We start from the raw sequence: 20737 nt of genomic DNA, 5'->3' as shown, positions 1-20737 counted from the left end.
AGAGCCATGACCGACATCGCCATTCGCCGCGCGCTGCTTTCCGTTTCCGACAAGACCGGCCTGGTTGAACTTGGCCGGGCGCTGGCCGACAAGAGCGTGGAGCTGGTGTCGACCGGCGGCACCGCCAAGGCACTGCGGGACGCCGGGCTCAGCGTGCGCGACATTTCCGACCTGACCGGCTTTCCGGAGATGATGGACGGGCGGGTGAAGACGCTGCATCCCAAGGTCCATGGCGGCCTGCTCGCCGTGCGCGACGATGCGGAACATGTCGCAGCCATGGAGGCGCACGACATCGGCGCCATCGACCTGGTCGTCGTCAATCTCTACCCGTTCGCCCAGACGGTCACCCGCGGCGCCGAGCGCGCGGAGGTGATCGAGAATATCGACATTGGCGGCCCTTCGATGGTGCGCTCGGCAGCGAAGAACCACGCCTTCGTCGCCATCGTCACCGATCCGGCCGATTATGCGCTGGTGGCGAAGGGTTCCACGACCGTGGAAGAGCGCAAGCGGCTCGCCGCCAAGGCGTTCGCGCTGACCGCGCAATATGACGCGACGATCGCCTCCTGGTTCGCCTTTGCCGACCAGCAGCAGCTTTTCCCCGAGACGGTCGCCATTCCGGTGCGGCTGGCGCAGGAGTTGCGCTACGGCGAGAACCCGCACCAGAAGGCGGCGCTCTACGTGCCTGCGGGTCCGGCGACGCGCGGCATTGCGCAGGCCGAGCAGGTGCAGGGCAAGGAGCTCAGCTACAACAACTATAACGACGCCGATGCGGCCCTGGAGCTGGTCGCCGAATTCAAGGACGCGGGCCCAAGCGTCGTCATCGTCAAGCACGCCAATCCGTGTGGTGTGGCCAGCGCAGGCACCTTGCTCGACGCCTACAAGGCGGCGTTCGCGTGCGATACCGTGTCGGCGTTCGGCGGAATCATCGCCTGCAACCGGCCGCTCGACGGCGCCACGGCGGAAGCCATTGCGGAGATCTTCACTGAAGTCGTGGTCGCGCCGGATGCGGACGAGGCCGCACGCGCCGTGTTCGCGCGCAAGAAGAATCTGCGGCTGCTCCTGTGCGGGGAGTTCGCCGACCCGCGGCGGCCCGGTTTGCTGATGAAGTCGATCGCCGGCGGCATGCTGCTCCAGTCGCGCGACAATGGCTCCGTCGCCCCCGACGAGCTGAAGGTCGTCACCAGGCGCCAGCCGACCGAACAGGAGCTCGCCGACTGCCTGTTCGCCTGGACCGTCGCCAAGCACGTCAAGTCGAACGCGATCGTCTATGCCAAGGACGGTGCCACGGCAGGCATCGGCGCGGGGCAGATGAACCGCCTGGAATCCGCGCGCATCGCCGCGTGGAAGGCGAAGGACGCGGCGGAGAAGGCGGGCTGGGCTCAGCCGCGCACGATCGGCTCTGCCGTGGCGTCGGACGCCTTCTTCCCCTTTGCCGACGGTTTGCTCGCCGCAGTGGAGGCAGGCGCGACGGCCGTGATCCAGCCGGGCGGCTCCATCCGCGACGAAGAGGTGATCGCCGCCGCCGATGAGGCCGGGCTGGCGATGGTCTTCACGGGCATGCGCCACTTCCGGCACTAGTCATTCCCGTTCGTATCGAGCGAAGTCGAGATACGCTTCTCGACTTCGCTCGAAGCAAACGGAACGAGTAGTGTTCTACCGATCCTGCCGTGTCTCTCCCGGTGCCGGGATGCTGGGCTCCTCCCCGCGACTGCGCCTGAACAGCACCCGGTCTTCAGCGGTGAAGCCGCGTCTCCAGATCACCCAGCCATAGCTGACCAGGATTGCGGGCATGCCAATCAGCAGCTCGCTCCATTCCGGAATGCTGGTCGCGACGAACCCAACCAGCGTGGCGACGGCCGCTGCCCAGACGAGCGCCCACCGCCAGGGCGACACCGGCGCGCCGAGCAGGCCGGACAGCAGCCGTGCTTTGGTGACCGCCGCAAAGCCGAGCGCGATCGGCAACGCCATGGCCGGGCCGACCGCCTGAACATTCTGCGGCAGGCCGGCGCGGCGCAGGGCGACGATCAGCACGAAGCTCAGCATGACCTGCAACAGGATCGTGGCGAGCGAGATCATCATGTTGCGGTGGCGAGCGACATAAACCAGCGCCGACTCGGACACGACCGCGGTCGCCGCGACCACTTCGGCGATCATCAGAAAGGCGAGCGCGCCGGTGCCGGCGACGAATTGCGGCCCGGCGAGGCCCATCACCGCTTCGCCCGGGATGGTCAGCGCGAGGGCAATGCCGGCCTGAGCGGCGATGATCCAGAAGCCGACCTGCCGCACCTGCGCCGCCACTGCGGCCTTGTCGCCATCGGCAAGGCTCTGCGTCAGCACCGGGCCGAGGATCGGATCGAAGCTGGTCTTGAGCTTTTGCGGCAGGGTGACGATCTGCTGCGCGACCCAATAAATGCCGACCACCGAGGGCGGGAAGAACAGGCCCAGAATGGCGCGGTCGACATTGCGGGTGCCCCATTCGATCGCGTCGGCGGCGGCGAGCGGCGCATTGCGCTGGGCGATGCGGAACAGCGCGACAGGCTGGGGTGACCAGCCGCGCGGCCAGCCATAGCTGCGGATCAGCGGCCAGACCGATGCGATCAGCGCGGCGATCAGCGACAGCACATAGGCGAGGATCAGGCCGTCTCGCGCCGAATAGAAATAGAGCAGGCCGGCGGCGATGCTGATCGTCCAGGGTTCGACCACGGCGCGGGCGCGCACGGTCGCGGCGACGTCACGGCGATAGGCGAGCGCGGCGAGCGACACATCCGACCAGGCGAGCGCGAAGATCGTCAGCGGTAGCAGCCGGTCGAGCCCGTTCAGTTGGCTGTTCGGGAACATGATCTGCGGCACCGCAATCAGGAACGCGGCGGCGATGGCGGAAGCGACGCCGGCGACGAGCAGCCCGTCCCAGACCACGCAGACATGCGGCCGCTTTTCGGCCGAGGCGAGCTGCTGGGCAAGGCCGCGCTTCAATCCCAGTGTCGCCAATTGCGCGGCGAACTCGATGATCAGGATCGCATAGGCGAAGCGGCCGAGCGCCTCCGGACCGTAAAGCCGGCCAGCGATGAACAGGAAGGGCAGCCGCGCGAGCAGCCGGAGCAGGAAGCCGAAAAAGTTGGTGCGCCCGCCCTTCGCAAGGCTCGCTATGTCGCTGTCGCGGGCGGCGGATGGCTCCCCCATCGGCACCTCTTAGGCGGGTGCATCCCTCTTTTCCACCGTCTCGGAGGCTCGGTCGAGCCGGCGCATGAAGGGCGTGACGGTGACGCCGTGCAGGAGAATCGACGCAAGAATGACCAGACCGAGCGCGCTCCACAGCGACGCTTCATGCTCGAAACGGCCATGATTCACCCCATAAGCAAGGTAATAGACCGAGCCGAGCCCGCGGATTCCGAAGAAGGAAATGACAAAGCGTTCCAGCGGCGGACAACTCGTGCCCCACAGGCTCACCCAGGCGGCGAGCGGACGGACGACAAAGATCGCCAACGCGGCAAAGGCCGCTTCGCGCCAGCCGACATTCGCGATCAGCCCGCCCGCGACCAGCATGCCCCCGAAGAAGACGAGCAGGATCATCATCAGCAGCCGCTCCACCTCGTCGGCAAAGTCGTGCATGCGATCATTATAGTCGTGCCCGCGTGCCGAACGCCGCAGCATCAGCCCGGCGACGAACACCGCCAGAAAGCCATAGCCATGCAGCAGTTCGGCCAGCGCATAGACGCTGAGCGTGGCACCGAGGGCGACGAAGCCATCGCCGGTCCGCGACAGCCGGGTGCCGCGCGGAAAATGGTAGATGATACGGCCGAACAGCCATCCCAGCAGGATGCCGGCGACAAAGCCGACCGCCACCTTCAGCAACAGGGCGTCGAGCGCCCATTCGGCGAAGGTCGCCGGCACCCCCGCCGCCAGGCTGAGCGCGATCGCCAGATGCACGAATGGAAAGGCGGCGGCGTCGTTCATCCCCGCTTCGGTGGTGAGCGTGAAGCGCGTCTCGTCGTCCTGGTCGCTCTTCGGGCTTTCGAGCTGGATGTCGGAGGCGAGCACCGGGTCGGTCGGTGCCAGCGCCGCGCCGAGCAGCAGCGCGGTGGCGAGGCCCAGCCCGAAGATCGTCTGGCCGGCGAAGGTCAGCGCCACGATCGTCAGCGGCATGGCGACGAGCAGCAGCCGCCAGGTCAGGTTCCACCTCTTCCAGCCGATCGGCCGATCGATCTTCAGCCCCGCTCCCATCAGGGAGACGATCACGATCAGTTCGGACGCCTTTTCGACCAGCACGGGCGTCTTGGCCGGGTGCGGCGCGTAGCCGGCGAAGACCGTCCAGCTGAACACCGCCATGCCGATGCCGACGCACAGGATCGGCAGCGACAAGGGCAGCTTGCGCAGCACCAGCGGCAGCCAGGCGACCAGCAGGATGAGGCCGCCCAGCCCCAGCAGGATGGGGATGTAGAAGCGGACGATGTCGAAAGCGGCGGCCGGGGGCATCTGAGGTTAACGCGCGAAATGAAAATCCTCCCCGGGACGGGGAGGGGGACCATGCGCAGCATGGTGGAGGGGGCCCTCGGTTAGATGGAGAAGTCAGGGGCCCCCTCCACCACGCCGCTGCGCGTCGCGGTCCCCCTCCCCGTTCCGGGGAGGATCGACTTAATGCGCTGCGCCCCAGCTGGCGCCGTGGCCGATCTCGACGCCCAGGGGCACGCTGAGCCTGACCGCCGGCTCGGCGGCTGCCGCCATGACGTCGCGAATGACTGCCCCCGCTGAGTCCACGTCGCGCTCGGGCAGTTCGAAGACGAGTTCGTCATGCACCTGCAGCAGCATGCGGACATTGGGCAGGCCGGCCTGCTCCAGCGCCGGCACCATCTTCACCATCGCACGTTTGATGATGTCGGCGCTGGTGCCCTGGATCGGCGCGTTGATCGCGGCGCGTTCGGCGCCCTGCCGCTCGTGCATGACCTTGGACTTGATGCGCGGAAAATGAGTCTTCCGGCCGAACAGGGTCGTGGTGAAGCCCTTCTCCCGCACGCTTTCGAGCGTTTCGGCGATGTAGCGGTTGATGCCCGGGAAGCGCTCGAAATAGCGGTCGATCATCGCCTGGGCCTCGTCGGCCGTGGTGCCAAGCCGGCCCGCCAGGCCCCAACGCGAAATGCCGTAGAGGATCGCGAAGTTGATCGTCTTGGCGCGGCCGCGCGTGTCGCGATTGACTTCGCCGAACAGTTCGGTCGCCGTCATCGCGTGGATGTCCTCGCCCGCCGCGAAGGCTTCGCGCAGCTGCGGCACGTCCGCCATGTGCGCCGCAATGCGCAGCTCGATCTGGCTATAGTCGGCCGAGAGGATGACGTTGCCCGGCTCCGCAACGAAGGCATCGCGGATCTGGCGTCCGGTTTCGGTGCGGATCGGGATGTTCTGCAGATTGGGCTCGGTTGACGACAGCCGCCCGGTTTGCGCGCCGGTGAGCGAATAGCAGGTGTGGACGCGGCCGGTGTCCGGGCTGATCTCCTGCTGCAGCGCGTCGGTGTAGGTGGATTTGAGCTTGGTTAGCTGGCGCCAGTCGAGCACGCGCTGCGCCACCGGCACACCGTCGGCGGCGAGCCGCTCCAGCTCGTTCACGTCGGTCGAATAGACGCCCGACTTGCCTTTGCGCCCGCCCTTCAGTCCCATCTGCTCGAAGAGGATGTCGCCGAGCTGCTTGGGACTGCCGATGGTGAAGCGCTGCCCGACCATCTCGAAGATCTCGGCCTCGATACCCGCAATCTGCTGGGCGAAGTCGCCGGACAGCCGGGACAGTTTCTCGCGGTCGACCTTGATACCGGCGCGCTCCATCGCCGTGATTACCGGGACCAGCGGCCGATCGACCATCTCGTAGACGCCGGTCGCCTGCTCGGCCGAGAGCCGCGGCTTCAGCCGCCGCCACAGCCGCAGCGTCACGTCCGCATCCTCCGCGGCGTAGCGGGTGGCGTCGTTCAGCGGGACCTGGTTGAACTTCAGCTGCGCCTTGCCGCTGCCGACCACGTCCTTGAAGGCGATGCAGCTGTGGTTGAGGTGCGTGGCGGCGAGTTCGTCCATGCCATGGCCGTGCAGCCCGGCATCCAGGTCGAAGCTGATGACGATCGTGTCGTCGAACGGCGCGATGTGGATGCCGTGCCGGGCGAGCACGCACAGGTCGAACTTGATATTGTGCCCGATCTTCAGGACCGACGGGTCTTCGAGCAGCGGCTTCAGCCGCGCGATCGCGGCGTCGAACGGGATCTGCTGCGGGAAGTCGCCGCCGAGCAGGTCGCCGCCACCATGGCCGAGCGGGATGTAGCAGGCCTTGTTGGGCTCGAGCGCGAGGCTGACGCCGACCAGACCGGCATGGACCTGGTCCTTGCTGTCCGTTTCGGTGTCGACGGCGATGAAGCCCTGCGCGCGCGCCGCCTCCACCCAGCGGTCGAGATCCTCCAGCGACAGGATCGTCTCATAGCCGTCGTGATTACAGGGCGGGTCGGGCGGCAGCTCGACCGAGGTGGGCGCCTCCGCAGGCGCATCGCTGACGCTTGCCAGCCGGTTGAGCAGGGTGCGAAAGCCGTGATGCTCCAGGAACGCGCGGAGCGGCGCTTCCGGGATGCCCTGCAACTCCATCTCTTCGAGCGGGTGCACCAAAGGCACGTCGCACTTCAGCTTCACCAGCTCGCGGGACAGTCGCGCCGCCTCGGCATGCTCGATCAGATTGTCGCGCAACTTGCCCGGCTTCATCGACGGCGCGGCCGCCAGCACGCCTTCCAAATCGCCATGTTCCACGATCAGCTTCGACGCGGTCTTGGGGCCGACGCCGGGCACGCCAGGCACATTGTCGACGCTGTCGCCCATCAGCGCGAGCACTTCGCCGAGCTTATTGGGCGGCACGCCAAATTTCTCGACGACATGCTCGGCGCCCAGCCGGCGGTTGTTCATCGTGTCATAGAGATCGAGCCCGGGCTCGATCAGCTGCATCAAATCCTTGTCGGAGCTGACGATCGTCACCGACCAGCCCTGCGCCAGCGCCGCTTTGGTATAGGACGCGATCAGGTCGTCCGCCTCCACTCCTTCCTCTTCGAGGCACGGCATCGAAAAGGCGCGGGTCGCATCCCGGATCATCGGGAATTGCGGCTTCAGGTCCTCGGGCGGCGGCGGTCGGTGCGCTTTATAGTCGCTGTACATGTCGTTGCGGAACGACTTGGCCGAGGCGTCGAAGATCACCGCCATGTGGGTCGGCCCCTCGGCCTTGTGCAGCTCGTCGGCGAGCTTCCAGAGCATCGTCGTATAGCCATAGACGGCGCCCACCGGCTCGCCGTGCCGGTTGGTCAGCGGCGGCAGCCGGTGATAGGCGCGGAAGATATAGCCGGAGCCGTCGACCAGATAGAGATGAGGCATGGCGTCCGAATAGCGGCGCGCCATGCGACGCGCCAGCCGCCTTCCCCCCAAGGCCCGCGCGCTTTAGCTTCAGCCATGTGAGAGAGGCAGAACAGGGATTCGCGCCGGACGATCTGCTGGCGGCGCTCCGCCAAAGCGAAGAGCGGCTGCGGCTGATCCAGGCCGCCGCCCGCATCGGCAGCTTCGACTGGGACATGACGAGCGGCCGCATCCACCGGTCGCCCGAATATCTCGAGATCCAAGGCTTGCCCGCGGACGCGCCGCTGACCGGCGTCTATGCCGATACCTGGCTCGAACGCGTGCATCCGGACGACCGAGCGCAGGTCCTTGCCTGGTCCAGCGAAGATTTTGCCGCGCCATGCGACTTTGCGCGCGAGTATCGCATCGTACGGCCCGATACCGGCGAAACGCGCTGGATCAACAGCCGCGGCCGAGTGGAAGGCGACACCAAGGGCCAGCCGACCCGCATGGTCTGTGCCCAGACCGACATCACCGATCGCAAGCTGGGCGAGCTGCGCAGCCGCTACATGGCCGAGCTTGCGGAGCTGCTCCGCCAGTCACAATCGCCGCGCGCGGCGATGCATTCCGCCTGCGCCCATCTCGGCGGCTATCTGGGGGCAACCTTCGTCGGCTTCGGTGAGATCGCCGAAGGTATGACGCATGTCGAGGTCGTCACCGACTGGGCGAGCGGGGGTAAGCCAAGCCGGGCTGGCCGCTATCCGCTCGACTTGTTCGGTGAGGAGGTGCTCGGCAGGCTCAAGTGCGGCGAGCCGTTCGCGCTGGACGATCTGGTGCCTTGGGTCGGTCCGCAGCCCTATGGCACCCGCGCCGTTCTCGAAATCCCGGTGCTTCGCGCCGGCGATCTGATTGCAGTGTTGGCGATCTTCCAGGACGAGCCGCGCCATTGGACGGATCACGAGATCGGTATCGCTAGGCTCACCGCCGAGCGGATCGACGAAGCCGTCCGACGCGCCCGCGCGGAGGAGGCGCTTCGCCAGAGCGAAGAGCGCATGCGGCTGGCGATCGCCGGCACCGGGCTCGGCTATTACGATCTCGACCTTCAGACGGGCGAGGGCATCTGGTCCGACACCGCCTTCAACATGCTGGGACTGCCGGCAGGCTCCGACCAGCGGGCGAGCGTGGCCATGTGGGTCTCCACGCTGCACCCAGATGATCGGGAGGCGGTGGCGGCTGCCCATGCCAAGGCGGCCGAACGCGGCGGGCCATGGGAGCTGGAGCATCGCGTCGTTCAACGGTCCACCGGCGCGACGCGTTGGCTGCACACTTTCGGGCAGTTCATCGGCGCGCCAGGTAGCCGACGCTCGGTCGGTGTTGTCGTCGATGTCACCGACCGCAAAGAAGCGGAACTGCGCCGCGCCATCCTGCTGCGCGTGTCGGATCGACTGCGCGGCGCCACCGACGTGCAGGCAGCAACCAACGATATCGCCGAGATGCTCGCCCGCGAACTGGCCGTGGACACCGTAGGGTTCGTCCAGATCGATCCGCAGCGAATGCAGGCCACTATCTTGTCAGGTTTCACGACCCGCGAGCGGCCAGACTCGTTGAGCGTTGAGATCGGGCCGGAGCGGGGACCTTTGCGGGGCGCGTCCGTGCTGGATCTTGCGCATGGTCGGACGTTTCGGCTCGCCGACGCGGCAACAGATCCGCGCACACGCGACAAAGCCAGCGAGATCGAGGCGGCGAGCGGCGCCATGGCCGCGATTCATGTGCCGATGATGCGCGAAGGCGGCATCGGCGCGGTCCTGTTTCTACACTCGGCCGAACCGCGCGACTGGACCGATGCCGAAGTACGCCTCGTCGAGGAAGTGGCGGCGCGCACTTGGGAGGCGGTCGAGCGCATCCGCGCCGAGATTGCCGTCCGCGAGACCAACCGGAATCTTGCGGAGCAAGTCGCGGTGGCGGTGGCCGAGCGGGAGTCCGCGCTGGCGCAGCTCCACCAGGCACAGAAGCTGGAGACCATCGGCCAGCTGACCGGCGGCATTGCGCACGACTTCAACAATCTGTTGACGCCCATCACTGGCGCACTCGACCTGATCCGGCATCGCGTGGCCGATCAGGACGCTCGCCTAGCGAAGCTGGTCGACGGAGCCTTGCAGTCTGCCGACCGCGCGCGCGTGCTGGTGCAGCGGCTATTGAGCTTCGCCCGCCGCCAGCCCCTCCAGCCGGTCGCGATCAACCTTGCCGAATTGCTCGACGGCATGCGCGACCTGATCGCGAGCTCGGCGGGACGCGGGATCGAGTTGTGCATCGATGCGCCATCTGCACTGCCGCCCGCGATTGCCGACCCCAACCAGCTCGAACTTGCCATCTTGAACCTGTGCGTGAACGCGCGCGATGCGATGCCGCAGGGCGGGCAGCTTGCCATCCGCGTCGTCGGCGAGACCGATCCCGAGCGGGCCGATCTCGCGCCCGGCGACTATCTGCGCATTTCGGTTCAGGACAGCGGCATCGGCATGGACGAGGAAACGCTGCGTTTGGCGGTCGAGCCGTTTTTCTCGACCAAGCCGAAGGAGCGTGGCACCGGGCTCGGCCTGTCGATGGTCCATGGCCTCGCGGGACAGCTGGGCGGTGCCCTGGCGATCGACAGTGCGCCCGGCAAAGGCACATGCGTCGACCTGTGGCTGCCCGCCGCGGCGGCGCCCGCCATCGCCAAAGCGCCATCGCCGGTCGAAGCCGTGGACGCGCTGCCGTCGCTGAAGGTTCTGCTCGTCGACGATGAGGAGCTGGTGCGGTCGGGAACGGCGGAGATGCTGCGCGATCTCGGCCACGAAGTGGACGAGGCGGCGAGCGGCCGCGAAGCGCTGGCACGCCTGGACGGCACCCGTTACGACGCTTTGGTCACCGACTATATGATGCCCGGCATGGATGGCGGCCAGCTCGCCGCCCGCGCGCGGGAGATCGCGCCGGAGATGGCGGTGTTGCTGATCACCGGCTTCATCGGATCGGCCGAGCATGCCGAGCATCTGCCGCGTCTGGCCAAGCCGTTCGCGCGCGGGGAGCTGAGCAACGCACTCGCGAAGGTCATGGCGATGGCCGGCTGACCATATCGCGCGCGGAACGTATTGCCGCTTCGCACGCTTCTGCTTCGAAGAAGAAGCGGGAGTTGTTCTTGGCACCCAACAGCATGCGCGCCGCGGTCGTGACCGGACCGGGACGGATCGAAGTCGAACATGTGCCGATGCCGGTGCCGGACCCCGGCCAGGTGCGGGTCAGGATCGAAGGGTGCGGCGTCTGTGCGTCCAACCTGACGCCCTGGTCCGGCCCTGAATGGATGGAGTTTCCGACCAAGCCAGGCGATCTCGGCCATGAAGGCTGGGGCTTTATCGACGCGGTTGGCGACGGCGTGTCCAGCGTCGATGTCGGCGATCGTGTGGCCGCCCTCTCCTACAAATCCTACGCGGAATATGACATCGCCGACGCCGATGCGGTCGTGAAGTTGCCGGCGGAGCTGGCCGATGCGCCCTTTCCCGGCGAGCCGCTCGGCTGCGCGTTCAACATCTTCCGCCGATCGGACATTCAGGCGGGCCAGACGGTCGCGATCGTCGGCATCGGCTTTCTCGGCGCCCTGCTCACGCGGCTCATTACCGATGCCGGCGCGCGGGTCATCGCGATCTCGCGCCGCGACGAGTCGCTGCAGGTGGCGCGCGACATGGGCGCGGCCGAGACCGTGCCGATGGACGATCACCAGCGCATCATCGAACGCGTGAAGGACCTGACCGATGGCCGCTTTTGCGAGCGCGTGATCGAAGCCGTCGGCAAGCAATGGCCGCTCGACCTGGCCACCGAGCTGACCGGCGAACGCGGCAAGCTGATCGTCGCCGGCTATCATCAGGACGGGCCGCGTCAGGTGAATATGTGGCTGTGGAACTGGCGCGGCATCGACGTGATCAATGCCCATGAACGCGATCCCAAGGCCTATATCGCCGGGATCAGAGAGGCAGTGGACGCGATCGCTTCCGGCCGGCTCGACCCGTCGAAACTCTATACGCACCGCTATCCGCTCGACCGGCTGGGCGAGGCGCTGGACGCGACGCGCGACCGACCCGACAACTTCATCAAGGCGCTGGTGACCTTCTGATGCGACTGGGTTTCCTGGGGACCGGCTGGATCGGCCGGCACCGCATGCAGGCAATGATCAAAACCGGCACGATCGAAGCGGTCGCCTTTGCCGATCCTTCGGACGAGATGGCGGCGGAAGCGGCCCAGCTCGCGCCAAAAGCCGAACGGGTCGAGGGCCTGGACACGTTGCTGGCCCGCAATCTCGACGGCATCGTCATCGCCACGCCAAGCGCCCTTCATGCCGAACAGTCGATCCAGGCACTGGAGGCGGGCATCGCCGTCTTCTGCCAGAAGCCGTTGGGCCGGAGCGCCGCCGAGGTGCAGGCGGTGGTGGACGCCGCGAAGAAGGCGGACCGGCTGCTCGGCCTCGACCTGTCCTATCGCCACACGGAAGGCATGCGGCGCATCCGGGAGCTGCTACAGGCCGGTGAGCTCGGGCGGGTGAGCGCCGTCGATCTGATGTTTCACAACGCCTATGGGCCGGGGAAGAGCTGGTTCTTCGACCCCGCCCAGTCGGGCGGCGGCTGCGTAATCGATCTAGGCGTGCACCTGGTCGACCTGTCGCTCTGGGCGCTCGACTTTCCGGAGGTGGCCGATGTGCAGGCGCGACTGCTCGCGAAAGGTCAACCGCTCGGACCGGGCCAGTGCGAGGATTATGCCGTTGCCACGATCACCCTGGCGGATGGCCGGGTGATCAGCCTCGCCTGTTCGTGGAACCTGCCGGCCGGACGCGATGCGATCATCGGTGCCAGCTTCTATGGCGAAGGCCAGGGTGCCGCGCTGCGCAACGTGAATGGCTCCTTCTTCGATTTCGTCGCCGAACGCTATCGCGGCACCGCCGCCGAAACGCTGGCGAGCCCGCCCGACGATTGGGGCGGACGCGCCGCCGCCGACTGGGCGCGACGCCTCGCCGCGGGTGAACGCTTCTCGGGCGAGGCGGAGCGCTTCGTCGATGTCGCTCATGTGCTGGACCGCATCTACGGTCTTTAAGCGAGAGCGCAGAGTTCCTTGACCAGCTTGGCCGCGACCGCCGCCGTCATGCCGTTCAGGTCGCGATCGGGGTTGAGCTCGACCACGTCACCGCCGACGATCGGCCCGTTCACGCGTGCCAGGACGTCGAGCAACTGGCGCACGCTCAGCCCGCCCGGCTCATGGTGGGAGACGCCGGGTGCACAGGCCGGGTCGAGCCCGTCCAGGTCGATCGAGATGTAGAGCGGGGCAGCCGGAGTCGGCACCGCAGCGGCGGCGAAGTCGCGCATCGGCACGATCTCCACCCCGAAGCGCGCCGCCTGCTCGCGCTGGTGTGCGTTCAGCGTGCGGATGCCGACCTGTACCAAGCGGGTGGCGAGACCTTCCTCCATGACCCGCGCGAAAGGCGAAGCGTGCGAGCGCCGGTTGCCGCCGAGCTCGTCATAAAGATCGGGGTGGGCGTCGAAATGGAGGATGTTGACCGGCCCGTGCACCGCCGCGATCCCGCGTAGGACCGGATAGGTGACGGCGTGGTCGCCACCCAGCAGGATCGGCGTCGCCCCGTCGCGGCATGCCTGAGCCACCGCCGCTTCGATCCGGGGATCGTCCGCAGAACTTTCGTCGAGCGGCAGGTCGCCCGCGTCCTCGACGGCGATGTCCTGGACCAGCTCGCGACCGGATTCCGTCGCGAGATTGCCCATGTCGGAGAACAGCGCGGCGCGGATATGGCCCGGTGCCTTCGCCGGGCCGCGCAGGAAGCTGGAGTTCACATCGGTGGGTAGGCCGATCAGGCGCACAATGGACATGGCGCCCCCCTACCCCGCGAATTGCAGCGCGACGAGAGCCGTCGCCAGCGCCCCGGCGGCGGCCATGCGGCGGGCACCGAACCCTTCCTTCAGCAGCAGCGCGCCCATGGCCGCCGCGAACACGACCGACGTTTCCCGAAGAGCGGACACCTTCGCCGCGTCGATCAGCGACATCGCGTAGAGCGAACTGCCGAAAGAGAAGATCGACAGGGCTCCGGCCGTCACGGCGGAGCGCCATTGCGGACGAATCGCCGCCAGCAACTGCCCCCGGCGCAGCAGCAGCGCCGCAGAGGTCACGCATATCCAGTCCACCAGGAACAGCCAGACGATGAAGGTAAGCGGATCGGCCGCCAGCCGGACGCCGCGCGCATCGGTGGCGTTGTAGAGCGACACGCCCACTGCCGTGAGGCCGGCCCAGATGAGCGCGGCACCGTCAGGATGGTCGCGGAGGCGAGATCCACGCGGCGGCAGGGCAAAGGCGATGATTGCGGCCGTCGCGCCGCCCAGCGCCAGCCACTCGATCACATTCAGCCGCTGGCCCAGGAAGGCCCAGGCCGTGGCCGCCGTCAGCAGCGGCGCCAGGCCGCGCATCACCGGGAAGACCAGCGACAATGCGCCGCGGCTCATCGCCTGCACCAGGCACATCTGGTAGAAGAAGTGCGCCGGCATCGCGAGCGCGAGTGCGCCGATCACCTTACCGTCGGGCAGCGGCACGAACAATGCGGCGGGCGCGATCAGCAGGGCTGCCGAGCAGGACAGGATCGCCCGGCCAACAAGAATGTCCGCCCCGATCTTCACTGCGAGATTGGCCGACGCCAGGGTCACGGCCGAGAACAGGCCGAGCAGCACCGCCAGCAACTCTGCGCTCATCGGCTGGTCACCATCCGCGACCCGTAGGATGCCACAGTTGATTACGCCAGCGTAACTGTCTGCAACGCAACATTTACTTTAGTTCCCTAGATTGCCTCAACTCGTCGCATTTGCCGGCGGGCGGCGCTTGCCGGGACTGGTGTGCTTCGGCAAGGCGTCAGGAAATCAGTCCGGGGGGACGGATCGGGCATGTTCGAGTTCGCAGCGTTCACTTATGGCGTCCTGGCCAGCTTCGTGCTCGCCAGTATCAGCAACAACAAGCGGGCGGAGCGCTCCAATCCGCGCATCCTCACCCTGTTCGGCTGGGGGCTGATGGCCTTTTCGATGACTCTGTCGGTGCTGCTCACCGGCTTCATCGCCTATCGCACAATCGGCGGCGAGACGCTGCTCTGAGGCAACCCACCACGCAGAGCGGCGTTCAGGGGGGATGAAACACGCCCTCATTCTCGCCGCCCTGGTTTCGCTCGCCGCCTGCGCGGGCCGCGCGTCCGATCAGGCCGAAGCGCAGGCCGACAAGCTCGACAATGCCGCCGAACAGAGCACGCCGGAGGCCGCCGAAGTGCTAGAGCAGCAGGCAGATGCCATTCGCGACAATGGTGCTGCGGGCGCCCCCGGCCAGCCCGGATCGTCGGTCCAGCAGGCAATGGACAAGGCCGGCGAAGCGCAGGCCACCAATGCCGCGGGCGCAGCCCCCATGCCCGCCGCCACGCCGCCTTCGAAGCAGGCGGTGCCACACGGGGCCGAGAAGGGAACTCCGCCGCCTAAGACGGAGGCGCACTGAGCCTCAGCGGCAGGGCGAGGTTCCGCTCCGGTTATTGCTGCCCCACAGCCGCCAGGATTTGGTGTCCACGTGAAAACGCGTGCCGGTATAGAAGCCGAGCCCGAAGCCGGCCGACCGTCCGGTCGCGCTCGCATGTAGCGCGCACAGCCGTGAGAAGAGCTGCCGGCGGGTGATGCGGGTCGTCGGAACCAGGTCCACACCCCAGAAGCCGAGATGCGCGCTCTGCGGCGCACCGGCCGCGCAATGGTTCAGACGCGGGTTGCGATAACCCGAGACAGCCTCGACTGGTCCCACGCGCGGACGGACCTGGTCGCGAATGAAGCGCAGGCTGGGCACGATCCGGCCCCAGGTGCCGGGGGGCGGCACTTCGAACGGGGTACCGCAAGTTCGCCACGCGCTTGCGGTGCGCAGGATCTGCTGGGTCGGCAGCACCCCCGCAACCCCGAAGCGGCGGAGAAAGGCTTCGAAGGCTCGCACACGCACCCGGTTCGGGCCCTTGCCCATCCAGGCGCGATACTCGGCCGCGCCAGGCGCCGATTGGGCCAAGGCAGGCGTGGCCACCAGGGCCGCTAGAAGCAGGAGGAGCCTCCGGAGCATCGCTTCCGATAAATCGGAACGCGCCATTCCGATCCCTTTGTCGCCGACCAACGCCCATCCGCCTTCGCCGAATGCGGCTTGAATGGCGGCCCCACGCCTCTAATCTCAGCATCGCAAGGGGCAGGAGTAAGAAGCATGGCAACTACCGCCACGGTCGAAGAGAGCGGCCTCGTCCTCACGCCGCCCGATCCCGTTCCCGTCGTCGCCCCGGAAAAGGCGGCGGGCCTGGTTCCGCTGGAAGAGAAACAAAAGACCGAACTCGAAAAGCGCGTCGACAGCTTCGTCGACGAGCTCATCGCGCAGGACGTCAACAGCCCCGAGTTCGGCAAGCGCGTCGATTCGATCACCGCGCTCGGCCAGCGCGAGATCAAGGCGGCGGCCGGCGAGAGCAACCGCTTCCTCGACCGACCGGTCCGCGCGATGGACCAGGAGTCGGGCGTCGGCACCGATCTTGCGGAACTGCGGCGGACGATCGAGGACCTGGACCCCTCATCGCGCGGCGACCTCTTCACCAAGAAGAAGCTGTTCGGCATCATCCCGTTCGGCAACAAGCTGCGCAACTATTTCGACAGCTATAGCTCGGCCCAAGGCCATATCGCCGCGATCCTCAGCCGCCTCGCCAAGGGCAAGGACGAGCTGCTGATGGACAATGCCGCGATCACGGTCGAACGGCAGAAGCTCTGGGCCGCGATGGGCCGGCTCGAACAGATGATCCACATGTCGAAGACGCTGGATCAGAAGCTGGAGGACAAGGCGAACGAGCTGGACGCGACCGACCCCGCCAAGGCCAAGGCGATCCGCGAATCCGCGCTCTTCTATGTCCGCCAGCGCACCCAGGATCTGCTGACCCAGATGGCGGTGACGGTGCAGGGCTATCTCGCCCTCGATCTCGTCAAGAAGAATAATGTCGAGCTGATCAAGGGTGTCGATCGGGCCTCGACCACGACGGTCTCGGCGCTGCGCACGGCGGTCACGGTGGCGCAGGCGCTGACCAACCAGCGGCTGGTGCTGGAGCAGATCACCGCGCTCAACACGACCACCGCCAACATCATCGATTCGACCGGCAAGCTGCTGAAGACGCAGACCGCGCAGATCCACGAGCAAGCAGCGTCCTCGACCATTCCCCTGGAGGTGCTCAGCCGCGCGTTCCAGAATGTCTATGACACGATGGATTCGATCGACACTTTCAAGGTGAAGGCGCTGGAATCGATGAAGACGACGGTCAATGCGCTGTCGAACGAGGTCGAGAAATCGCGAGGCTATATCGCCCGGGCAGAAGGTGCCGAGCAGGGGCAAGCCTCCCCGCTCCAGCCTTTGGACGTGGGTTAAGACCGGCACATGAACTCGGACCTGATCATTTCCAAGGCCGAAGAGCTGATCCGCCGGGCTTCGCCGGAAGGGCGTGCGGCCGCCCGCCGCCGGCACGAGCGGCGGAAGGCGCGCGCCGCACGGATGATGCGGCGCATGTTCTTCGTGACGCTCGCCATCCTGGTTGGTGCGGTGGTCTGGGGCATGATCAGCCCGATCGGCGGCGTCGGCGTGATGGCGGTGGCGCTCGCCACAGTGCTCGCCTGGGTCGGCGTGATCCTGTTCACCGCCGAGCCGGTCGCCAAGGCAGAGGAACTGCCGCAGGTGCCATTGAAGGCGCTCCCGGCGCGCACCGAGCAATGGCTGGAAAGTCAGCGACTCGCCTTGCCGGCCCCGGCCAATCGCCTGATCGACCAGATCGGCGTACGCCTGGAGGGACTCGCTCCGTGCGTGCAGATGCTCGACGAACGCGAGCCCGCCGCCGCCGAAGTCCGCCGCCTGATCGGCGAGGAGCTGCCGGAACTGGTGCGCGGCTATCAGCGGGTGCCGCAGCCGCTGCGCCGCCAAGGCCCGGATACGCAACTGGTCGAGGGCTTGCGCGTCGTCGAAAGCGAACTCGGCCGGATGACCGAGCAGCTGGCCAGCGGGCAGCTCGACAAGCTCGCTACCCAAGGCAAGTATCTCGAGCTGAAATATCGGGGTGAGGCGGGGGACGCCTAGCGCTTCCGCGCGGCTAGAAAGACCGGGCGAGCGCCGCGATGGCAATCAGCAATGCGAGACCGGCACCGCCAGCCACAAACCAGAACAGCCGCTGCCAATAGGTCAGCTTCGCCACCAGCAACTGGTTGGTCCGCGCCAGCTCGGTCAGCAACTCGCTCGCCTGCCCCAGGTCGCGCCGCAGATCGGCATTGTCCTCGATCAGCCGTGTCACTTCCGACTTGAGGCCGGCGAGCGGGTCGGGCTGCGCCGGTATCAGCAACGTGGTGCTGCCGCCGCGCACATCGCGCGCCAGCTGCTGCGCCTTGTCGACCAGCCCCGGCGCCAGGTCGATCACCTGCGCCCACGGCACCTTCGCCAAAGCCGAGAAAAACGCCGTCGCCAAAAGTCTCCCTCACCGGTGGGACAAACCATAGCCGGGCGACAGGGTCAGGAAAGCGGATTTTCGGAAACACTGGATGCCCCGCGAGGATTCGAACCTCGATTGACGGAGTCAGAGTCCGTAGTCTTACCTTTAGACGACGGGGCACCGAGAGGCGGGCGATCTAGGTTTTCGGGCGCCCGCTGTCAACGTCAGCCGGCGGTGCCGCCGTCCTTGAGCAGGCCGAGCGTGCGCAGCCGGCGATTCAGGTATTCCTGGCTGCTCAGCGGCTCGGGATAGCGGTTGGGATTGTCCGCAGTGATGCAGCCGGGCAGCGTCTCGATGACGAAATCGGGCGCGGGATGGAGGAAGAAGGGCATCGAATAACGCGAATGCCCGCGACGCTCCGGCGCCGGATTGACGACGCGGTGGGTCGTCGAGGGCAGCACATGGTTGGTCAGCCGCTGCAGCATGTCGCCCACGTTCACGACCATCGCGCCTTCCGGCGGCGAGACGGACAGCCAGCGCCCGTCGCGATCGAGCAGCTGCAGCCCGGCTTCCTCCGCGCCGAGCAGCAGCGTGATGAGATTGATATCCTCATGCGCCCCGGCGCGCACGCCCGGCGCCTCGGGCGACACCGGCGGATAATGGAGTAGCCGCATCACGCTGTTCCCGTCCCGGACAGGCGTCACGAACCAGTCCGCGTCGAGGCCGAGATAGCGGGCGATTGCCGACAGCAGCTTGGCGCCGGCGCGGTCGAACTCCGCATAGAGTGCAAGGAAGGTCTCGCGAAAGCCGGGCACTTCTTCGGGCCAGACATTGGGCGGCATGACGTCGCCATAGCGGTGGCCCGCCGGCAGCTCCCGCCCGACATGCCAGAACTCCTTGAGGTCGTTCTCGGTGGCGCCTTTGGCGGTCTCGATCCCGAACGGCGTATAGCCCCGCGCGCCTGCCTTGCCGGGGATGTGGTATTTGGCCTTCACTTCGGTCGGCAGGTCGAAGAACGCCTTGGTAAGCGCCCAGGCGCGGTCGATCAGGCCGGCATCGATGCCATGATCCTGGATCACGCCAAAGCCGAAGCGCTGGAATGAGGCACCGAACGCCTGGGCGAAACCGTCGGGATCGGCCGATTGAGTCGCAAGCGACAGCGCGTCGAGCGTGGGAGTCGGAGTGTCGAGCATGGCTCCACTCTAGATCACTGGCGCGACCGGCCCAAGCCCGTGTTTTTCCGGACGGCGAACAAAATGCGGGGATGATCCTTGCTTCGACCTCGTGCTTCAACAGCGTCGGTCCCTTGGCGAAGCGAGGTCAGAGGGGCTGGCGACGTCGACAGGAACCGAGCGTCACGCGAGGCCGTTTCAGTCGCAGCTTCAAAGGAGAATGCGATGGACGGGCGGGTTCAACCGAAAGCGACCGATGGCGATCTGGAAGGTCTCGACGAGTCGCAGCGTGCCGAACTGCACGAATATGAAGGCGGCGGTCCGAGCGACGGCCTGGTGCTGACCGATATGGCGCGCGATCGCGGCGAGGATTTCGTCGAAGACGATCGGACCAGCGAGATCATGCCGGAAGAGGTGGACGCGCTCGGCATGTCCATTTTGTCTCCGGAAGATCTCGGCAACGAGGTTCTCGACGGCGATGTCGATGCGGAGCTGAACGATGACCTCGACGACGAAATCTGACGAGGAAAGCCCGGCGTCGACGGCGCCGGGCTATGGCGACCAAGGGCCCGCCGGGGCTGGTCGCACTCAGAAACAGGAAGACGCCGCCGAGACCGAAGACGGCCCCGGCGGCGACGAGTGAATTAGCGCGCGACGCAACGCTGACGCGCACTGCTCCTCTGCACCTCGCGGCCAAGCAGCGCGCCAGCGGCGGCGCCGGCCACCGTGCCGAGCGTGCGATTGCGGCCGCCGTCGATCGCGCGGCCAGCCAGCGCACCCACCGCACCGCCGACGATCAATCCGGTCGTGCCGTTCGGACGGCGGCAATAGATGCGGCCGTCCTTGCCGCGCCACGTGCGATATGCAGCCTCGACACTATCGGTCGGAATGGTGGTGGCGGGAACGGCCAGTGCCGCAGCGCTCAGCGCGATCATCATCTTGCGCATGGGAAATCCTTTCAGTCGTTGCGATCCCGCACTGAAACGCGGCCCCTCGGGCCCGGTTTCATGAACAGAAAACAACGAGCATTAACCAGCGGCGATAAGGGCCGCTTTACCGTGTCGTGCGAGGAACGGCCGCAAAGGAGCGCTTTGCATGACCACTCTTCCGCTGCCCGACGCAATGAGCCTGCTGCAGGCGGCCGGCGCGCTCTGCCTGATCGCGCTGATCGCCCGCCGTCGCGCCGTCCGCCGGGGCGACTGGGAAGGCGCCGCCGCCAAGCTGAGCGGACGCGTGCGCGAGGACGAACTCGCCTAAATCTCTGCTGGGGATTACGCGGCGATCAAGCCGGCGCGTTGGTTGCGGGGGCAGGATTTGAACCTGCGACCTTCAGGTTATGAGCCTGACGAGCTACCGGGCTGCTCCACCCCGCGCCAACTGTGGCGAACGGCCGAAGCGGTTCGCGGGAACATGTGAATGGGTTTGTTGATATTGCGGCGGCTTTAAAGCCTGGCGACGCCCTACTCTTCCATCGCTTGAGCGATAGTACCATTGGCGCAGTCTGGTTTCACGTCCGAGTTCGGGATGGGATCGGGTGGGTCACAGACGCTATGGCCACCAAGCTATAGAGCCGCCGCAAAAGGATTTCGGCCAAAGGCTCTCCCGAGCATGTCGAGGGATGGTGCTTTGGCCGAGGATTGGCTTCGCCAAAAGTGGAGGCGAAGTCATTGATCGATGCCCGTGCATACAGGTGCTGAGGTCATATCCACTT

Annotated in this window: 20 protein-coding genes, 2 tRNA genes and 1 rRNA gene; 11 read left to right on the top strand and 12 right to left on the bottom strand. The window is 66.7% G+C overall.

Annotated elements, in window-relative coordinates; genetic code table 11:
- Nucleotides 1–6: 6 nt before the first annotated feature.
- Entirely contained in the window at nt 7–1578 is a 1572-nt protein-coding gene (gene purH, locus HJG53_RS14915; RefSeq protein WP_171131956.1) for a bifunctional phosphoribosylaminoimidazolecarboxamide formyltransferase/IMP cyclohydrolase, read from the top strand.
- Nucleotides 1579–1653: 75 nt separating this feature from the next.
- Here the strand turns inward: purH and HJG53_RS14910 are convergent, their stop codons facing one another.
- The 3 genes from HJG53_RS14910 to polA form a co-directional block, all read right to left on the bottom strand.
- Nucleotides 1654–3180 (bottom strand): lipopolysaccharide biosynthesis protein, encoded by a 1527-nt coding sequence (locus HJG53_RS14910; protein WP_171131954.1) that lies wholly within the window; start codon nt 3178–3180, stop codon nt 1654–1656.
- A 9-nt stretch (nt 3181–3189) separates the two neighbouring features.
- Nucleotides 3190–4473: a sodium:proton antiporter gene (locus tag HJG53_RS14905; RefSeq protein WP_171131952.1), complete on the bottom strand. Its 1284-nt coding sequence runs from the start codon at nt 4471–4473 to the stop codon at nt 3190–3192.
- A 159-nt stretch (nt 4474–4632) separates the two neighbouring features.
- Nucleotides 4633–7377, bottom strand: a complete 2745-nt coding sequence (gene polA, locus HJG53_RS14900) for a DNA polymerase I (RefSeq protein ID WP_171132283.1) — start codon at nt 7375–7377, stop codon at nt 4633–4635.
- 77 nt (nt 7378–7454) lie between these two features.
- Here polA and HJG53_RS14895 point away from each other — a divergent pair, with 77 nt between their 5' ends.
- The 3 genes from HJG53_RS14895 to HJG53_RS14885 all read left to right on the top strand — a co-directional run bounded on the left by HJG53_RS14895 (nt 7455) and on the right by HJG53_RS14885 (nt 12447).
- Entirely contained in the window at nt 7455–10439 is a 2985-nt protein-coding gene (locus HJG53_RS14895) for a PAS domain-containing protein (RefSeq protein ID WP_171131950.1), read from the top strand.
- A gap of 68 nt (nt 10440–10507) precedes the next feature.
- A complete protein-coding gene (locus tag HJG53_RS14890; RefSeq protein ID WP_254447817.1) occupies nt 10508–11476 on the top strand; it encodes a zinc-binding dehydrogenase in 969 nt (322 codons plus the stop codon).
- Nucleotides 11476–12447 carry a Gfo/Idh/MocA family protein gene (locus HJG53_RS14885; RefSeq protein ID WP_171131948.1) on the top strand — a complete coding sequence of 324 codons (972 nt, stop codon included), beginning with the start codon at nt 11476–11478 and terminating at the stop codon, nt 12445–12447. Before HJG53_RS14890 ends, HJG53_RS14885 begins: the two co-directional genes overlap by 1 nt.
- Here the strand turns inward: HJG53_RS14885 and HJG53_RS14880 are convergent.
- Nucleotides 12444–13232 carry an agmatinase family protein gene (locus HJG53_RS14880; RefSeq protein WP_171131946.1) on the bottom strand — a complete coding sequence of 263 codons (789 nt, stop codon included), beginning with the start codon at nt 13230–13232 and terminating at the stop codon, nt 12444–12446. The two genes, HJG53_RS14885 and HJG53_RS14880, sit on opposite strands and share 4 nt — an antisense overlap.
- 9 nt (nt 13233–13241) lie before the next feature.
- Nucleotides 13242–14102 carry an EamA family transporter gene (locus HJG53_RS14875; RefSeq protein ID WP_171131944.1) on the bottom strand — a complete coding sequence of 287 codons (861 nt, stop codon included), beginning with the start codon at nt 14100–14102 and terminating at the stop codon, nt 13242–13244.
- A gap of 189 nt (nt 14103–14291) precedes the next feature.
- On the opposite strand from HJG53_RS14875, the gene HJG53_RS14870 reads away from it, so the two are divergent.
- Both HJG53_RS14870 and HJG53_RS14865 read left to right on the top strand, forming a co-directional pair.
- The gene (locus HJG53_RS14870; RefSeq protein WP_171131942.1) at nt 14292–14495 is read left to right on the top strand and encodes a hypothetical protein; all 204 of its coding nucleotides are present in this window, start codon (nt 14292–14294) and stop codon (nt 14493–14495) included.
- A 34-nt stretch (nt 14496–14529) separates the two neighbouring features.
- Entirely contained in the window at nt 14530–14883 is a 354-nt protein-coding gene (locus HJG53_RS14865) for a hypothetical protein (RefSeq protein ID WP_171131940.1), read from the top strand.
- Nucleotides 14884–14886: 3 nt separating this feature from the next.
- On the opposite strand, the gene HJG53_RS14860 is transcribed toward HJG53_RS14865, so the two are convergent.
- Complete coding sequence (locus HJG53_RS14860) at nt 14887–15444, bottom strand: D-Ala-D-Ala carboxypeptidase family metallohydrolase (RefSeq protein ID WP_171131938.1); 558 nt, start codon at nt 15442–15444, stop codon at nt 14887–14889.
- A gap of 171 nt (nt 15445–15615) precedes the next feature.
- On the opposite strand from HJG53_RS14860, the gene HJG53_RS14855 reads away from it, so the two are divergent.
- Entirely contained in the window at nt 15616–16809 is a 1194-nt protein-coding gene (locus tag HJG53_RS14855) for a toxic anion resistance protein (RefSeq protein ID WP_171131936.1), read from the top strand.
- Nucleotides 16810–16818: 9 nt separating this feature from the next.
- Nucleotides 16819–17508, top strand: a complete 690-nt coding sequence (locus HJG53_RS14850) for a hypothetical protein (protein ID WP_171131933.1) — start codon at nt 16819–16821, stop codon at nt 17506–17508.
- Nucleotides 17509–17521: 13 nt separating this feature from the next.
- Here the strand turns inward: HJG53_RS14850 and HJG53_RS14845 are convergent, their stop codons facing one another.
- The 3 genes from HJG53_RS14845 to HJG53_RS14835 all read right to left on the bottom strand — a co-directional run bounded on the left by HJG53_RS14845 (nt 17522) and on the right by HJG53_RS14835 (nt 19047).
- The gene (locus HJG53_RS14845) at nt 17522–17890 is read right to left on the bottom strand and encodes a hypothetical protein (protein ID WP_171131931.1); all 369 of its coding nucleotides are present in this window, start codon (nt 17888–17890) and stop codon (nt 17522–17524) included.
- 70 nt (nt 17891–17960) lie between these two features.
- Nucleotides 17961–18034, bottom strand: a tRNA-Gln gene (locus HJG53_RS14840).
- Between the two features lie 44 nt (nt 18035–18078).
- On the bottom strand, nt 18079–19047 hold the full coding sequence (locus HJG53_RS14835) for an isopenicillin N synthase family oxygenase (RefSeq protein WP_171131929.1): 969 nt from the start codon (nt 19045–19047) through the stop codon (nt 18079–18081).
- Nucleotides 19048–19251: 204 nt separating this feature from the next.
- Here HJG53_RS14835 and HJG53_RS14830 point away from each other — a divergent pair, with 204 nt between their 5' ends.
- A complete protein-coding gene (locus tag HJG53_RS14830) occupies nt 19252–19548 on the top strand; it encodes a DNA primase (RefSeq protein ID WP_171131927.1) in 297 nt (98 codons plus the stop codon).
- Nucleotides 19526–19669, top strand: coding sequence for a hypothetical protein (locus HJG53_RS14825; RefSeq protein WP_171131925.1), 144 nt, complete (start codon nt 19526–19528; stop codon nt 19667–19669). The genes HJG53_RS14830 and HJG53_RS14825 overlap by 23 nt, the downstream gene beginning before the upstream one ends.
- 1 nt (nt 19670) lies before the next feature.
- Here the strand turns inward: HJG53_RS14825 and HJG53_RS14820 are convergent, their stop codons facing one another.
- Nucleotides 19671–19973 (bottom strand): glycine zipper 2TM domain-containing protein, encoded by a 303-nt coding sequence (locus HJG53_RS14820; RefSeq protein WP_171131923.1) that lies wholly within the window; start codon nt 19971–19973, stop codon nt 19671–19673.
- Nucleotides 19974–20121: 148 nt separating this feature from the next.
- On the opposite strand from HJG53_RS14820, the gene HJG53_RS14815 reads away from it, so the two are divergent.
- Nucleotides 20122–20283 carry a hypothetical protein gene (locus tag HJG53_RS14815; protein WP_171131921.1) on the top strand — a complete coding sequence of 54 codons (162 nt, stop codon included), beginning with the start codon at nt 20122–20124 and terminating at the stop codon, nt 20281–20283.
- 39 nt (nt 20284–20322) lie between these two features.
- Here HJG53_RS14815 and HJG53_RS14810 read toward each other — a convergent pair.
- Both HJG53_RS14810 and rrf read right to left on the bottom strand, forming a co-directional pair.
- Nucleotides 20323–20399, bottom strand: a tRNA-Met gene (locus HJG53_RS14810).
- A 74-nt stretch (nt 20400–20473) separates the two neighbouring features.
- Nucleotides 20474–20588: ribosomal RNA gene (gene rrf, locus HJG53_RS14805) — 5S ribosomal RNA — on the bottom strand.
- Nucleotides 20589–20737 lie beyond the last annotated feature (149 nt).

It is taken from the genome of Sphingomonas sp. ID1715, assembly GCF_013044515.1.
GTDB lineage: Bacteria > Pseudomonadota > Alphaproteobacteria > Sphingomonadales > Sphingomonadaceae > Sphingomonas_B.
Note: the sequence above shows the minus strand (reverse complement) of the source record. Positions and strands in the feature narration are given on the sequence as shown.